This window comes from Pseudomonas sp. AM14(2022) (assembly GCF_036346455.1).
In the GTDB taxonomy this organism is placed as follows: domain Bacteria; phylum Pseudomonadota; class Gammaproteobacteria; order Pseudomonadales; family Pseudomonadaceae; genus Aquipseudomonas; species Aquipseudomonas putida_A.
Genome location: NZ_JAOTNY010000007.1, coordinates 80,351 through 96,042 on the forward strand (window position 1 = coordinate 80,351; position 15,692 = coordinate 96,042).

Annotated in this window: 14 protein-coding genes; all 14 read left to right on the forward strand. The window is 63.2% G+C overall.

What is annotated here, in order from left to right; genetic code table 11:
• The first annotated feature begins 14 nt into the window (after nt 1-14).
• A complete protein-coding gene (locus V3W27_RS15605; protein WP_096796214.1) occupies nt 15-761 on the forward strand; it encodes a sugar transferase in 747 nt (248 codons plus the stop codon).
• Nucleotides 761-1,408 carry a CpsD/CapB family tyrosine-protein kinase gene (locus V3W27_RS15610; RefSeq protein ID WP_007961335.1) on the forward strand — a complete coding sequence of 216 codons (648 nt, stop codon included), beginning with the start codon at nt 761-763 and terminating at the stop codon, nt 1,406-1,408. Before V3W27_RS15605 ends, V3W27_RS15610 begins: the two co-directional genes overlap by 1 nt.
• A gap of 21 nt (nt 1,409-1,429) precedes the next feature.
• Nucleotides 1,430-2,455 carry a polysaccharide biosynthesis/export family protein gene (locus V3W27_RS15615; protein ID WP_007961333.1) on the forward strand — a complete coding sequence of 342 codons (1,026 nt, stop codon included), beginning with the start codon at nt 1,430-1,432 and terminating at the stop codon, nt 2,453-2,455.
• A 17-nt stretch (nt 2,456-2,472) separates the two neighbouring features.
• Entirely contained in the window at nt 2,473-4,065 is a 1,593-nt protein-coding gene (locus tag V3W27_RS15620) for a GumC family protein (protein ID WP_097088755.1), read from the forward strand.
• Nucleotides 4,062-5,153, forward strand: coding sequence for a glycosyltransferase family 4 protein (locus V3W27_RS15625; protein ID WP_096796213.1), 1,092 nt, complete (start codon nt 4,062-4,064; stop codon nt 5,151-5,153). Before V3W27_RS15620 ends, V3W27_RS15625 begins: the two co-directional genes overlap by 4 nt.
• Nucleotides 5,150-6,520 (forward strand): O-antigen ligase family protein, encoded by a 1,371-nt coding sequence (locus V3W27_RS15630; RefSeq protein WP_330207001.1) that lies wholly within the window; start codon nt 5,150-5,152, stop codon nt 6,518-6,520. Before V3W27_RS15625 ends, V3W27_RS15630 begins: the two co-directional genes overlap by 4 nt.
• Nucleotides 6,517-7,485: a glycosyltransferase gene (locus V3W27_RS15635; protein WP_150369069.1), complete on the forward strand. Its 969-nt coding sequence runs from the start codon at nt 6,517-6,519 to the stop codon at nt 7,483-7,485. Before V3W27_RS15630 ends, V3W27_RS15635 begins: the two co-directional genes overlap by 4 nt.
• Entirely contained in the window at nt 7,478-8,614 is a 1,137-nt protein-coding gene (locus V3W27_RS15640; RefSeq protein WP_330207002.1) for a glycosyltransferase family 2 protein, read from the forward strand. Before V3W27_RS15635 ends, V3W27_RS15640 begins: the two co-directional genes overlap by 8 nt.
• A 13-nt stretch (nt 8,615-8,627) precedes the next feature.
• Complete coding sequence (locus V3W27_RS15645; RefSeq protein WP_330207003.1) at nt 8,628-9,629, forward strand: polysaccharide deacetylase family protein; 1,002 nt, start codon at nt 8,628-8,630, stop codon at nt 9,627-9,629.
• Nucleotides 9,626-10,930, forward strand: coding sequence for a lipopolysaccharide biosynthesis protein (locus tag V3W27_RS15650; protein WP_330207004.1), 1,305 nt, complete (start codon nt 9,626-9,628; stop codon nt 10,928-10,930). The genes V3W27_RS15645 and V3W27_RS15650 overlap by 4 nt, the downstream gene beginning before the upstream one ends.
• Complete coding sequence (locus V3W27_RS15655; protein WP_330207005.1) at nt 10,927-12,846, forward strand: hypothetical protein; 1,920 nt, start codon at nt 10,927-10,929, stop codon at nt 12,844-12,846. The genes V3W27_RS15650 and V3W27_RS15655 overlap by 4 nt, the downstream gene beginning before the upstream one ends.
• A gap of 176 nt (nt 12,847-13,022) precedes the next feature.
• Nucleotides 13,023-13,712 carry a GNAT family N-acetyltransferase gene (locus tag V3W27_RS15660; RefSeq protein WP_027611599.1) on the forward strand — a complete coding sequence of 230 codons (690 nt, stop codon included), beginning with the start codon at nt 13,023-13,025 and terminating at the stop codon, nt 13,710-13,712.
• Nucleotides 13,713-13,716: 4 nt separating this feature from the next.
• Entirely contained in the window at nt 13,717-14,901 is a 1,185-nt protein-coding gene (locus tag V3W27_RS15665) for a GNAT family N-acetyltransferase (protein WP_097088739.1), read from the forward strand.
• Nucleotides 14,873-15,664: a ChbG/HpnK family deacetylase gene (locus tag V3W27_RS15670; RefSeq protein ID WP_330207006.1), complete on the forward strand. Its 792-nt coding sequence runs from the start codon at nt 14,873-14,875 to the stop codon at nt 15,662-15,664. Before V3W27_RS15665 ends, V3W27_RS15670 begins: the two co-directional genes overlap by 29 nt.
• The last annotated feature ends 28 nt before the right edge of the window (nt 15,665-15,692 follow it).

Here is a 15,692-nt window from a genome sequence, read left to right on the forward strand (position 1 = left end):
CAGCGGAGGACCCCATGACTGGACATGAACAAGGTGTACCGATCAATCAGATGCGCCGCGACAAGCGCATGGATCCCGAGCACCGAATGCGCCTCGATAGCGCCATCCACCGGCAGGGCCGTGGCTGGCTGACCGGCCGCGACGGCGGCCGGCCATGGACGCTGTCACGCACCAACCGGGTGCTGGCCTGCTTCGGTGCGTTGCTGATTCTGGTGGTGTTTTCGCCGCTGCTGCTGGGCCTGGCACTGGCCATCAAATTCACCAGCCCGGGCCCGGTGATGTTCGTGCAGAAACGCACCGGTTATCGCGGCCGCACTTTCGGCATGTACAAGTTCCGCACCATGGTCTGCAACGCCGAAGAACTCAAGGAATCGCTGCGCCACCTCAACAAGCATGGGGTCGACGCCATCGACTTCAAGATCGACAAGGATCCACGCATCACCGGCATCGGCGGTTTCCTGCGGCGTACCAGCCTCGACGAACTGCCCAACCTGTTCAACGTGGTCAGCGGTGACATGCGCCTGGTCGGCCCGCGGCCGACTTCGTTCAACGCCTACCGCTACAAGGACAACCACCTTGCGCGCCTGAGCATCTACCCCGGCATGACCGGCCTGTGGCAGATCTCCGGGCGCAGCAACATCGACTTCGACCAGCGCGTTGAGTTGGACCTCAGCTATATCGCCGAGCAAAGCCTTTTGCTTGATCTGAAGATCTTGTTGAAAACCCCCTTCAAAGTATTCAGCGGCCACGGAGCAAGCTAATGGACGGTTCAACCAACAAAAGCCTGAGCATTGCCAACCCCAGCGAATCGAACCTGATTTCGACCGTGCTGGATCTGGATCTGCGGATCCTGTTCCTGACCGCCGCCAACCCCGGCGCGGGCACCACCACCAGTGCCCTGGCACTGGCCAGCCAACTGGCGCAGATGAGCAGCGGCCAGGTGTTGCTGGTCGATGCCAGTCAGTCGGCAGGCAACCTCACGCAGCAATTGAACCTGGGCAAGGAGCGCGGCCTGCGCGACCTGCTGTTCAACCCGGACAACCCGCCGCTGTTGCAGGACTGCGTGGTACAGGTCTCGAGCCTGCCGTTTCATGTGCTGCCCAATGGCCGGCCGATCCGCACCCTCGAACACCTGACCGCCGAGCGCCTGAGCCCGCTGCTCGACCGCTTGGGCACCCAGTACCGTTTCGTGGTGATCGACGGCGACGCGGTGTACTCCGCCGCCGACACGCTGGTGCTCGCCACTCAGGTCGATGGCGTGGTGTTTGTGGTGCGCGCCGAAGACACCCGCTGGGAAGTCGCCCAGGCCGCCGTGCAACGCCTGACCCAGGCCGGCGCGAAGGTGGTCGGCAGCGTGTTCAACCGGCGCAAGTACTACATGCCCAAGTGGCTCTACAAAAACCTGTAAGCAAACGCGAGGGATGACGCCATGAACGCCAAGATACTGGTTCTGCTGATGCTGCCGCTTGCGGGCTGCTCGAGCAATTCCGAAACCCAGAACATGCCGGTGAACATTCTCACCGCCACCCCGGCCAACGCCCAGGCCACCGATATGCCCAAGGTCGAACAGACCCTGCGCCCGCAAGACGTGCTGGATGTGATCTTCCACATCAGCACCAGCGGTTCGGACGCCTACCGCGTGCAGTCGGGTGACCAGATCGGCCTGAACTTCACCGCTGCCAGCCAGCTCAACGGCAACCAGTTGGTGCTGCCTGACGGCACCATCAACCTGCCAGGCGCCAACACCTCGGTGAAAATCGCCGGCCTGACCGCCGACGAGGCGCGCGATGAAATCCAGCGTGCCTACCAGCGCAAACAACTGTTCCAGCCCAACCGTAATCAGCTGACGGTGCAGGTCATCAGCCCGCTGACCAATGAGCAGAACCTGAAAAGCGCGCTGAATCACCCGGCCACCGGCATGAGCCGCGAGATCACCGTGGGCAATGACGGTTATGCGAGTTTTCCGGAAATCGGCGCGGTGCCGCTGCAAGGCATGACCATCAACCAACTGGAAACCTTCCTCAACCAGAAATACGCGCAATTGCCCGGGCGGATGAGCGTCGATGTGATGCTCAAGTCCACCGCCGGCAACGAGATCTATGTGCTCGGCGAAGTCGGCCAACCGGGTTCCTACCCGATCCGCCGTCCAGTGTCGGTGCTTGAAGCGCTGACCCTTGCGCGCGGCACCAATGTCAAGGCGCGCCTCGACTCGGTGGTGATCATGCGCCGCAACGGCAACCAGGTGCAGGCCGTGCACTACGACGTGGAAAAAGCCCTGTCGGGCGATGCGTCGCAGATCGCCTACCTGCAACCGGACGACATGCTGTTCGTGCCGAAAACCAAACTGGCGAGTGCCGGTGAGCTGGCTCGGCAACTGGCGGACGTGGTGCTGTTCCAGGGCGTGGGCTTCAGCTTCGGCTACCGCGTCGACAACAAAGACAGTAACAACAACTGACTCTCAGGTGACCGATCATGAATCCAAAGGAAAACTACCTGCATGAGTTCTTCAGGATCTTCTTCGCCAACAAGCAATTGGTGAAACGGGTCTTCCTGATCTTTGCAGTCATCGCGTTGCTGCTGCCGTTGGTGCTCAAACAGAGCTTCGATATCACCGCTCAGGTGATCGTGCAGTCGAAAAAACTCTCCCAGGGTGACGCCACCACGTCACTGACGGTCGATAACGCCACCTTCATTCCGCCGTCGCTGGCGGACATGGAAACCGAAAGCAACATCCTGCGGTCCCCGGCGCTGATCCGCCAGACCATCAGCGAGCTGCGCGACAAGGGCGAGTACAACCCGCCGGTGGGCGTGTTCGCCAAACTGGTGAGCGAACCGTTCCGCCGCTATGTCACGTCGCCGCTGCGGCAGTACCTGATCAACCCGCTGCGCAACATGCTCGGGCTGCAAACCGATCCGGTGCGTGACACCGTGCTCGACGGCCTGACGCAAGATGCGATCAACAGCCTGAAGATCGAGACCCTGCCCGGCTCCAACGTGATCTCGATCGTCTACAGCTTCCCCGATCCGCATCAGGGCACGACGTTCGTCGCCACTCTGCTGCAGAACTATCTGGGCAGCCGTCAGGCGCTGCAATCGATCGACTTGCCGCAATCCTTCTACGAAACCAAGAAGCACCTGTATCAGGTGCGTCTCGACGGGCTGGAAGGTAATCGGCAAGCGCTGCTGGAAAGTGTTGCATCGTCCGATCCGAAGGAAGAAATCACCTTCCGCCTGAACGCGATCAACACCGAAGAGCAAGCCCTGAACCTGTACCAGGATCGTCTGCTACAGAGCCAGCGCTGGCTCGAATACCTGAAAACCGCGCTGACGGCCGCCAGCAGCAACAAGCTCAACGACTACACCTTCCCCTTCACCTTCACCACCACCGTCGATAACGTGGCGTTCGAGGATCGGGAAATCAAACAGTTGGGCGAGCAACTGACCACTCAGGTCAGCCGCTACATGAATGACCTCGCGGTGTTCCAGCCCGGCAGCGAGCCGATGCTGCTGACCCGCGAACAGATCGCCCGCACCCGCCAGCAGTTCCTCAAAGTGGTGAGCAACCGCATTCAGGAACGCACCAACGACCTGGCCGTGGTGCAACAGGTGATCAATCAGAAAACCGCGCGCATCGCCGAGTTCAAGAACCGCATCCACACCTTGCAGCAGACCCAGAGCAAGCTGCGGCAGATGGACACGGAGATCGACGCGCTGCACACGGCGTTCTCGACCTATGCGCAACGCTTCGCCGAAAGCAGCACCGCCGGTTCGCTCAACGATGACCTGTCGAACGCCAAAGTGCTCAGCCCGCCGTTCGAGCCAACCGAGCCGGCGTTCCCCAAACCGCTGCTGATCATTCCGTTCGGGCTGTTCACCGGTCTGCTGCTGGCGATTGCCCTGGTCTATGTGCGTGAGTTCTTCGATCACCGTTTCAAACACCCGGCGCAAATCACCCACGAACTGGGCCTGCCGGTGTTGCTGGTGATCAACGACGAAAACGTGCTGCCGAGCAATCCGCACAAGAACTGGACCGTGCCAAGCTTCGTGCACTGGGTGCGCAATTGAACACGCTGTCCACCCCGAACGCTGCGCTGCCGATCATTCATTTGCTCAGCAGCGGCGGCTTCTATGGGGCCGAGCGCATGTTGCTCGATCACTGCCTGGCGACACCGGGACAGCACCAGGTGCTGTTCCTCGATGCGCCGCTGGCGTTGATCGCGCGCTTTCGCGAGGCCGGGGTGGACTGCCGTGGCTGTGCCGGGCTGGGTGAGCTATTGCGCCACCTGCGGGCCCGGCGCAGCGAACGGCCGCTGATCAATACGCACAACTTCAAAGGGCTGTTGTTCGGCTGGGTCGGCGCGACGCTGTTGCGTTTGCCGCTGGTCATTACCCAACACGGCTTCACCCCGCGCAGCCGCAAACAGAAGTTCTACACCTGGCTGAGCCTGCAGTTGTGCCGCACCGCGTCGGTGGATCGGGTGGTGTGTGTGGCCGAGAGCATCGCCGTGCTGCATCGTCAGGCCAGCGTGCAGGCGGACAAACTGCAGGTGATCCCCAACGGATTGCCCGCCGCCGACGCGCTGGTCAGCACCGTTGACCGCCAGCGCTGGCTCGCCGGTTACGTCGGGCGCCTGAGCAGCGAGAAAGGCCCGGATCTGTTTCTCGATGCGCTGATTCCGCTGTGTCACCAGCATCCGCAACTGGACGCGGTGATGCTCGGCGACGGCCCGGAACGCGAGGCGCTGCAGGCGCGGATCGACGCCGCAGGTTTGCAGCAACGGATTCGTCTGCCCGGCTACCAGACCGCCATGCAACCGTGGTGGCAGCGCCTGGATGCGCTGGTGATCAGCTCGCGCACCGAAGGCACGCCGATGATTCTGCTGGAAGCGATGCAGGCCGGCGTGCCGGTGGTGGCGTTCGCCGTCGGCGGCATTCCCGATGTGCTCGAGCACCGGCATAACGGTCTGCTGGCGACACCCGCCGACAGCGCCGACCTCGCCCGTCAGCTCGACAACCTGTTGAGCGAGCCGAAGCTGGCCCGGCATTTGTGCGACAACGCAAAGCGTACGCAACAGGATCGCTACGACCTCAAGGCCCTGGCCGAACGCTGGTCGCAGCTGTACATCCGCACGGCACGGGAGGCACGCGCATGATTTTCCCGCTCTCGATCGTCACGCTGCTCGGTCTGGTATGCATCGGACTGCTCGCCAGCCCTTATCCGTTTCTCGCACCCGGCGCGGTCATTGGCCTGGTGGGGTTCACAGTGTTGTATCGCAAGCCGGCCTGGGGCCTGCTGGGCATTGCCGCACTGGTGCCGTTCGAAGGTTTCTTCAAGGACAGCGCATTGTCCGGGAGCAAACTGATCGGCGCCTCGCTGGCGGTGATCCTGATGCTGCAACTGGCCATGCACCAGATTCCGTCCGAGCGCCTGCGCAGCAATATCTGGCGGTTTCTGCTGTGGTTCCTGGTGCTGTATTTCCTCAGCCTGCTCAACACCGACGACATGGGCATGTCGCTGGGGCATCTGCGTGAACTGAGCGTCGGGCTGATCCTGTTTGTCATCACCCTGCTGATCGGCCGCGAACTGAATCTCGACTTGTTCGCCCGCCTGGTGACCCTGAGCGTCAGCGCCACCTGCGCCATGGCGATGTTTTCAGTCAAATTCCAGGATCAGGGCCGCGCTGCCGGTCTGCTTGAAGACCCCAACGCCTTCGCCCTGCTGATCGCCTTCGCCATTCCGCTGGCGCTGCTGCTGGTGATTCGTGGGCCGAATCTGTTGCACCGCTTGTTCTGGGGCGCTTGCTGCCTGCTGCTGCTCGGTGGCATGACCAAGACCGAATCGCGCTCCGGGCTGGTGGTGGTGGCGTTGAGTCTGTTGATCGGCTGCTGGCACTACCGCGCGCAACTGACCCGCATTCGCCCACGGCACCTGGGTTTCGCCATGCTCGGCGCAGCCATCGTGATTCCGCTGGCGATCTACGCGATGCCCGCGGGTTACCTCGCGCGCATTCAGTCCCTGAGCGTGTTGAGCGCCGGGGCCAAGGGGCACGACGACGAATCCCTCGGCCGGCGCGCCTCGTATATCGTGGTCGGCGGGCAGATGATCCGCGAGAACCCGCTGCTCGGCTCCGGTCCCGGCACCTTCCCGCTGCACTACGCGACCACCGGCTACGCCAAAGCGTTTTCCGCCAACCGCAAGATCGGCGATCTGTACCGCCGTGCCCACAACACTTATCTGGAAATTTTCAGTGAACTGGGGATTCCCGCCGGCCTGCTGTTTGTCGGCATGCTCGGCCTCGGTCTGTACAACCTGATCCGCGCCCGCGCCGCGTGGATGCTGCGACGCGACTGGCAGCAGGCGGACCTGATGACACACCTCGGGGTGAGCTTCCTGTCGCTGACCCTGTTCCTGATGTTCCTCAGTGCGCCGAACCAGAAATACCTGTGGATCATGCTCGCGCTGACCAGCGTCCTGCGCCTCAAGGCCGAGCAAGCGCCACTGACCGAGGCCAGAACATGAGCCGGATCAGCATCATCATCCCGATGTACAACGAGGCCCGGCACATCGGCCGCACGCTGCTGGCAGCGCAAAAAGCCGCACATGCGGCCGATGTCGACTGCGAGTTGATTGTGGTCGACAACGGTTCGAGCGACGACGGCCCGCACATCGCCCGCCAGTTCGGTGCACAGGTGCTGGTGCTGCCGGGCCTGCTGATCGGCGCGCTGCGCAATCGCGGCGCGCTGCTGGCAAGCGGCGAGTGGATCGCGTTCATTGATGCCGACGTCGAAATGCCCGAAGACTGGCTCAAGCCCTTGTTCGAGCTGCAAGCCGAGGGTCAGGCCGACGTCTTCGGCCTCGACCTGCATACCCCCGCCACGGCGCCGTGGTACGCCGCCGCCTGGCAACGGCGCACGCTGCGCCCGTCCAGCCAGAGCTCGCACCCGGTGGACTGGCTGCCAAGTTCCAACCTGCTGATGCGCCGGTGCTGGTTCGACAAGGTTGGCGGCTTCAACGAACACCTGCGCACCGGCGAGGACAAGGAGTTCACCCTGCGCCTGCACGAACAAGGCGCGCGGCTGCTGTCGGTGAACAGCAGCGTGGCCCTGCATTGGGGCTATGAGATGAACTGGCGCGAGTGGATGGGCAAGGAAATGTGGCGTCAGGGCAGTCATCTGCAACTGCTGCGCACTCACGGTTTCAGCCTGCGTCTGTTGCGCTTTCCGCTGCTGTCGATTGCGGTGTGGATCCTCGACTTTCTGGCGATTTCAGCGTTGCTCGACGGCTTCCCGCATCACGCCGCGTTCATGGTCGCGTTGACCCTCCTGCCGGGGCTGGTGCTAAGCGTGCGGCAGAGTATCAAACACCACGACATCGGCCTGACCGTGCAACTGTGGGGCCTGCACTGGGTGCGTCTGCACCTGGCGGGCGCCGCGTTCATTCTCAGTCTGTGTCATTGGAACGCCAGGAGGCCTGCCCGTGGCTGAATTCATTTTCTGGATGTGCCTGTTGCTGCCGGTGTACGCCTACCTTGGCTACCCGCTTCTGCTGACTGTGCTGGCGCCGCTGTTCCCGGCCTGGCGCCACAGCCCGGCACCGCCGCTGAACATCAGCATCGTGATTGCCGCGCACAATGAGGCACGGCACATCGAGCACAAGTTGCGCACGCTGCTGGCGCAGGACTATCAGCCGGCCACGCTGCAGATCATTCTCGCCAGCGATGGCTCGACCGACGACACCGTGGCCCGCGCGCACAAAGTGGTTGATTCGCGCATCACTGTCCTCGACCTGCCGCGCCAGGGCAAAGCCGCGACGCTGAATGCCGGCGTAGCCCTGGCGACTGGCGATATTCTGGTGTTCACCGACGCCGACAACCAATGGTCGCGGGAAACCCTCGGCTACCTGCTCGCGCCACTCAGCGACCCCAACGTCGGGGCCTGCGCCGGGCACATGGTGATTCCGGTGACGGGCGGCGGCCTCAGCGTCGGCGACAGTCTGTACCGGCATTACGAGGGCTGGCTGCGTCGGGTGGAGAACCGCACTGGCTGCATGGTCTCGGCCGACGGCGCCCTGCTCGCCCTGCGCCGCGAGCTGTTCCAGAGGGTGCCGGCGGAGGTCAACGACGACTTCTTTCTCAGCACCTGTGCACCGGTGGCCTTCAAGCGCATTGTTTACGTGCCCGAGGCGCAAGTGATCGACCACGGTGTCGACGAAGCGGACAAACAGTTCCGCCGCCGTCAACGCGTCACCGTCGGTGGCCTGCAAAGCCTCGCTCAGCGCAGTGAGCTGCTCAACCCACTCAAACATGGCCTGTATTCGTTGGCGCTGATCAGCCACAAGCTGATCCGGCGCCTGGCACCGATCCTCCTGCTGCCGTTGCTGCTGAGCAACTTCTGGCTGTGGGATGACCACGGTTTCTATCGACTGGCCCTGATCGCCCAACTGTTCGGCTACGCCATTGCGCTGGCCGGACTGCTGGACTCGCAACATCGCTTGCCCAAACCGTTTCGTCTGGCCGCGTTCCTGCTGGTCACCCTCGCCGGGATGAGTCTCGGCTTGTGGCAGTTCCTGCGCGGCCACCGATATGCCCAGTGGAACCCTGAACAAAACCGTTGAGAGGACCGAAGCCATGGCGATCAAACAATTAATAAAACGCACCAGTGGCTGGCTTTACCTCAACTCGCCCGTGGGACGAAACCAGTTGCACGGCGCCGGGGTGATTCTGATGCTGCATCGGGTGTTGGCCAACGACCGCGCCGCCGACTTGCCGCACCGCAATGAGCTGTGTGTCGGGCCCAAGGCGTTCGAGCACCTGCTGGTGTGGCTGCGCCGGCACTTCGATTGCGTGCCGCTGATGGACATCCTCACGCCCACCGCATTACGCAGCGAACGCCCAAGGGTGGCGCTGACCTTCGACGATGGCTGGCGCGACAACGCGGTCAATGCGTTCCCATTGCTGCAAAAACATCAGGTGCCAGCGAGCATTTTTCTCTCCACCGATTTCATCGGCAGCCGTCAGCGCTTCTGGTGGGAAAGCCTCGGCGAAACCCTGTGGGGCAGCCACGGCGAAAAGGCCCGCATGCATCTGATCGAATGCCTGCACATGATCCACCATCCGGTGCCGGTGCTGGTGGATGACATCGACGTTGATCGCCGCAGCCTGTCGCTGCTGCATTACCTGCAAGGCCTGAAAAACCTTGAGCCGGCGATGCTCGAACGCCTCACCGACGAATGCCCGCCCGAAGCGCAGCCGCAAGCGCTGGACTGGCATCAGGTACGCGCGCTGGAGGCTTCGGGGCTGGTGCGTTTCGGCCCGCACGGCGCCAGCCACGCGATCCTCACTGAACTGGACGATGTGCGCCTGAGCGAAGAAATCAGCCGCAGCCGCGACGCCCTGAACAATGGCTGCAACCGGCCGTTGCCGGTGTATTGCTACCCCAACGGCAACAACGACGACCGCGTGCGCAAACAGATTGCCGCGCACGATTATCCGTTCGCCCTGGGCACCGGCACCGGCATCTATCGCGGTGAAGGCGATCCGCTGAACCTGCCGCGTTTCGGCGTCAGCCAGCGTACTGCGCGCAATCCTGAGCTGCTTTCGTGGCGCATCTTTCGTGGCAACCGGCCATGAGCCGCAGCCATTACCTCAAGCATCTGGCGCTGAGCATGGGCACCAAACTGGCGATGATCGCCTTGCGCCTGCTGCGTAACGTGTTGCTGGCGCGGATCCTAGGGCCGAGTGAGCGCGGGTTGTTCGCGCTGCTCAGCACTTTGCCCGACCTGATCAGCGCCGCCACCAGTGGCGGGCTGAATTCAGCCGTCGGTTATCAAGCCGCCAAACAACGACCGATGGGCCTGCTGCTGAGTCAGGTGCTGGTGTTCGGTTGCTTGCTCGCGGGTCTGCTGACCCTGCTGGTGGTGGCGCTGGTCCGTGAGTTCGGCAGTGAACTGGATGTCACCGTGCAGCTTGGTCTGCTGGCCTGGCTGTTGCTGCTGGCGGTGCCGCTGACCGTGCTGAAAAGCGGCCTGCTGACCCTGCACAACGCCTCCGGCGGCGTGGTCGCGTTCAACGCCTTGCGCCTGACCGAATCACTGGCGCCGTTGCTGCTGTTTCTCGCGCTGTTCTGGATGTGGAAAAGCGCGGCACTGGAAGCGGCGCTGATCAGTTGGCTGGCCGGGATCAGCCTGGTGGTGCTGGCCGGTTGGGTCTGGCTCAAACGCGCGCAACCGCTGCAACTGCAATGGGATCGCGCCAGCCAGAACGAACTGCTGCGCTACAGCGCGCGCAGCCATCCGGATCTGCTATTCCAGCAAGTGATTCTGCGCTCGGATTACCTGTTCATCGGCGCCCTGCTCGGCAGCACCGCGCTGGGTCATTACGCGATGGCCAGCGCCGCCGCCGAACTGCTGCTGATCGTGCCGGAAGCGGTTACCACGCCGCTGATGAAACGCCTGTTGCAACAGGACGAAGGCATGGACAAGGTCACTCCGCTGGCCCTGCGCCTGACCGCCACGGTGATGCTCGGCGCGTGCCTGAGCATGGCCGTGATCGGCAACTGGCTGATCGTCACCCTGTTCGGCATCGCCTACCAACCGGCGTTTCCAGCGCTGCTCGCCTTGCTGCCGGGGCTGCTCGGCCTGTGCTACGCGAGCATCCTGCGTCTGGACCTGCTGGGGAAAAACCGCCCCGGCACGGTGTCGCTGCTGATGGGCCTCGGCGCCCTGCTCAATCTGGCGCTGAACCTGGTGTTGATTCCCGCCTACGGCATCGTTGGCGCAGCGGCGGCTTCATCGATTGCCTATCTGGCGGTGACGGTGGCGATGCTGGTGTTGTACTGCCGTCTGAGCGGCGTGGCGTTCTGGCAAACTTTGATCATCCTGCCCAGCGACATCGCGCCGATGTGGCAGATGTTGCAACGGAAGGCCGCATGAAAGGCCTGGTCCTGCTGCTCGGTCTCGGCCTGTCGCTGGATGCCTTTGCCGCGTCGATGCGCTGGGGCGAGATCCGCGACGGCAGCCTGTATCTGCAAACCGACCGCCCGGACACCGTGACCGTGCGCTGGACACCCGCGTGGCAGGCCGACGCCAACGAAGAGCATCTGTACCTGCTCGACGGCCAGGGCAAATTGCAGGGCGAACGCTTGATCAAGGCCAGCGAAACCCGCGGCACCCAGAGCTGGGCGTTGCTGCCGGGTGCCGCCAGTTATCGCCTGGAAATTCCCGGCTACAGCTTCCGCAATTACCGGGTCGAACACGACGAGCACACGGTGGCGCTGTTCGAACCGGCCAAGGTGCATTTCAGCGCGCAGACGCAGAACGGCGACGAGTTGTATTTCAAGGTCGCGCCGGGGGAACACGCGGTACTCGCCGGCAAGTTCCATGGCGGAGTGAATGCTCTGCAAGCGCAACGGGTCGGCGACGATAAGCCACTGACGCTAACGCTCAAACCCTATCGCGCCTACTGGCAGTTCGATCAACTGGCGTTACCGGTCAGCGAGCGCGAACAGGTCTGGCGCCTGCGCCTGCAAGGCAGCGGCAAAGCGGCGTTCTGGCTCGACGGCACGGCCAATCGGTTTGCGCAAACTCCGCAGCAACTCAAACCTGTGCGCGAAGAGTCCGGCCAGATCCACCTGACCCTGCATGACAAAATCCTCGGCCGCACCCCGGATCTGGGCATCGCCCTGCCCTACGTGATGCCACCCGCCAGTAGTCACGCGGTGCTGGATGCGCTGAAAGCGACCGCCGCCAGCTACTACAGTTTTGTCGATGTCACGGCGAAGAATCCGCACTTCGAAGACGCGTTCCGCAAGGCATATCAGGAGCGCTTCGGCATCCGTCAGGACATCACCCTGCTCGCCGGCAGCCAGCGTCAAGCCGATCTGCGTGCCGACGTGCAAAGCAATGGCGGCCTCGATGCATGGCTGGCCGGCACCCGCGCCTTGGGCGGTAAAGGCACGCACTACATCGGTTTTGCCGATGAGCCGAACCTCAACTATTCGAGCTTCGAGCAATACCGGGCGATTTTCGCCAGCATGGCCAGGCAAGTGCGCAGCGATCCGGCGAATGCCAGGGCCGGCGTGCGCATCGCCATGCCGGCCAGTTCGCGGCTGGTCAACGGGCCATTCGCCGATAACGCGGCAGACAAGCGTGGCATCGACTGGGCGCGGCGCTTGCTCGGTGAATCCGCCGAGCAGATCGACGCACTGGCGTGGCACGAGTGGATGATCCGCGACCTGCTCGCCACCCGGGTCTACCGCGACAGCGTGCACCGCGCCGCCGAACTGGTCGGCCTCGACGCCCACGGTCAGCCGCGCAAAGCCTTGCTGCTGGATCAGACCAATATGTCCAGTGGTTCCAGCCTCAGCCCCTACGATCAGGAGACGCACTACGCCTCGCTGTGGTGGGCGTCGGTGGTGATCAACGCTTCGCAGGACGGTTTGCTGACGATGCTCAACTGGTTTCAGGCCGCCGATGAACCGCAGTATCCCAAGGGCATGATCCGGGTTTTGGGCGATGAGCGTTTCGAGCTGAAACCGGTGGGTCTGGCCCAGCAGTTCATCGCGCAGCATTGGCTGCACCAGGTGCTGTGGCTGGAGAACGATGGCTTTGAAGTCGATGTGCTGGCGATGGCCGGCGACGAGCAGCGGGGCCTGCTCGGTGTGAACAAAGGCACGCGTTTGCAACGTGTTGACCTGAGTGGCGCCAAGTGCCCGCTGAACAACGGTGCGTTGCGTTACTTCGGCACGGACAACCGCAGCCGCGATGCGCCATTCGCCTGCCGCGACGGACGCGTCAGCTTCGACTTGCCAGGGGAAACCCTGTTCGCCCTGAGCTGGAGCGCGTCATGAACCCGAATTTCAGACAATGCATGGCGAAAATAAATGTGTGGCGAGGGAGCTTGCTCCCGCTGGGCTGCGAAGCGGCCCCGATACTTGCGACCCCATTGGCGACTGCTGCGCAGCCGAGCGGGAGCAAGCTCCCTCGCCACAGTCGTTCGCCCTGCGATATCGCCGGAGTACAGAACATGGGTACCGTCAGCAAACTCAGCCAGCACATCAAACAAAAAGGCCTGCGCGCCACCCTCGCCAAGGCGTGGAAGCACTACGTGTTTTTCCATCAGGAATTGCTGTGGATGGAGCGCGATCTGGTCAGTCCGGTGCCACCGCACAGCCTCAAACCGTATCCGCCACTGCGGGTGGTAAAAATCACCGCCGACAACGCCAGCGCCTTTGCCCGCTACTTCGGCGATCGCGTCGGGACCATGGCCGAGCTGGCTAACGAAGGCCACACCGGACACATGCACCTGGACGATCAGGGCGATGCCGTGGCGTTTATCTGGGGTAGCGCGCGGGACTATTTCGACCGGCATTACTACGGCTGCCTGTTCCCGGTGAAACCCGGCGAGTTCTTCGAATTCGGCGGCGAGCTGACCCGTGCCTACTGGGGCAGCGAACTCTCGGTGGACCTGCAACTGGAACTGTGGAAAGCCATGGCCGCCCAGGGCTGCGACAAGGTGGTGGACGTCTGCGAGTTCCACAACGTCCCGGCGCTGAAACTGCACCTGCGCATGGGTTACACCGAGCAAGGCCGGATCATGAATGTCTACACCCTGTTCGGTCGCTGGCGTTTCTACCGCGAAACCCGCTACAGCGGTTCGCGACTGGATGCGCTGCGCAAACCGTCCCGTCCACCTGTCACAGCCACGGCGGTCTGAGCCTATGACGGCGCGATTCGAATGGCGCACTTCACTGTGCGCCGCCGACTTCCCGGCAGCCGCCTATGAAGCGCTGCGCCTGCAGGTGACGGATCACACGCCGTTCAACCACCTGGGCTGGTTGTGCGCGGCGGAGCAGGCACTGGGCGCGGGTGAGCGCCTGCACATCCTGCTCGGTTGGGAAGCGGACGAATTGCGCCTGTGCCTGCCGCTGGTAGCGGGCCGTGAGCGCTTTGCCGGCGTGCCGTTTCGTGTACTGCACCACTTGGGATATCCGCTGGCGGACCGGCTGGCGCTGCTGTCATTGCTCAAGGGCGAAGACATGCGCGAAGCCTTGCACCTGATCCGCCGACAGCTGCCGCACGCCCTGTTGCAACTCAACGAATTGTCCGAGCCGGCGGGTGAGGAAAGCGCCCTGACCGAATGGATGGCCCACAGTTCTGCGGGCGAACGCCGCCTCAGTTGCCGGGTGCCGGTGCATCTGATCAGCGACGCGGATCACCAGGAGGTCTCCGGCGACCCGCGCTACAAGCTGCGGCGGGCGCGCAAACGGATTGCCGCGTGTGGCGCCCAGGTGCGGCGCATCAGCCCCGACGCGCTGAGCATGGGTCCGCTGTTGCGGGCGATCAGCGAAGTCGAAGCGGTGAGCTGGAAAGGTGACGAAGGCGTGGGGATCTTCGCCAGCGAGCGCAGTCGGCAATGGATCGAACGCGCCTTCACCGCCCTCGCCGGCCAGGGCCTGGTGCGGGTGGTGACGCTGGAACTCAACGGGCGTTGCATCAGCTATCGCCTCGGCTTGCTGGAGCAGGGCCGACTCTACGATTACAACCTCGCGTTCCTGCCGCAATACGCCGATCTGGGCAGCGGCCGGGTGCTGCTGGAGGAATGGATTCGCTGGGGGCTGGATGAGCATTGGCGCTGGATCGATGCCTCGCGGGTCAGCCTGAAAAACTCCAGCCACCAACTGCACGAACGCATGACCGGACAACTGGAACACTGGCGCTGGAGTTTCTATTCCTGGCGCCCCAGCGGGATGTTGCTGGGGCTGGGGTTGCGGCTCTGGCAGCGCTTGAAACCGACGGTGCAGCAATGGCGCGCGCGACGTGCGGCCAGACCGGCATCGGCGCCCACACCTGTCGTCATCACCACGGAGGGCGATCATGCCTCGCCAAGTCATAGTCAACGCTGACGATTTCGGTTTGAGCCCGAACGAAAACGCGACGATCTTCGCCGCGTTTCAGGCCGGGGTCATCAGCTCGGCCACGGCCATGGCCAACATGCCGGCCTTCGAAGCGGCCTGCACGATGGCCCGGCATCCGTCGCTGCAAGGTCGGGTCGGGTTGCATTTCAACCTGACCTACGGGCGGCCGCTGAGCACCTCGATCCTGCGCAGTCGCACCTTCTGCGATAGCCACGGCGTATTCGACCTGAGCCTGCCACGGCACAGCCTGTGGCTCGGACGTGAGGATCGCGACGCGGTGCATGAAGAGTTGCAGGCGCAGTGGCAGCGTTGTGTTGAACATGGCGTTCGGCCGAGCCACATCGACTCACATCAGCACGTGCACAACATCTGGCCGATTGGTGAAATCGTCGCCCGTTTTGCTGCCCGGCAAGGCGTGCCGATTCGCCTGGCGCGCAACCTGGGGCAGAACCTCAGTCTGCCGAAACGCGTATTCAAAGGTCTGCTCAATTGGCGCTTGCAGAGTCTGGCCGGAGCCACGGCGGACTACGTGTGCACGCCGGTGGATCTGCGTAACGACCCCGCGCCGAGCGAAGGTGTGCTGGAAGTCGTTGCCCACCCGAATCAGCTTGGCAGCGATTTCGGTGATGCCTACCTCAATCCCGGAGAATCCCTGAGCCACGTGCTGGAGCAGCGGCTGCCGGGTGTGCCACGGGTGTCCTATGCCGATCTGCACAAGGATTTTTTACGCGGTGCCGCGGCACTCGATTGATTCATCCCCACAACAGCAACATCCACCA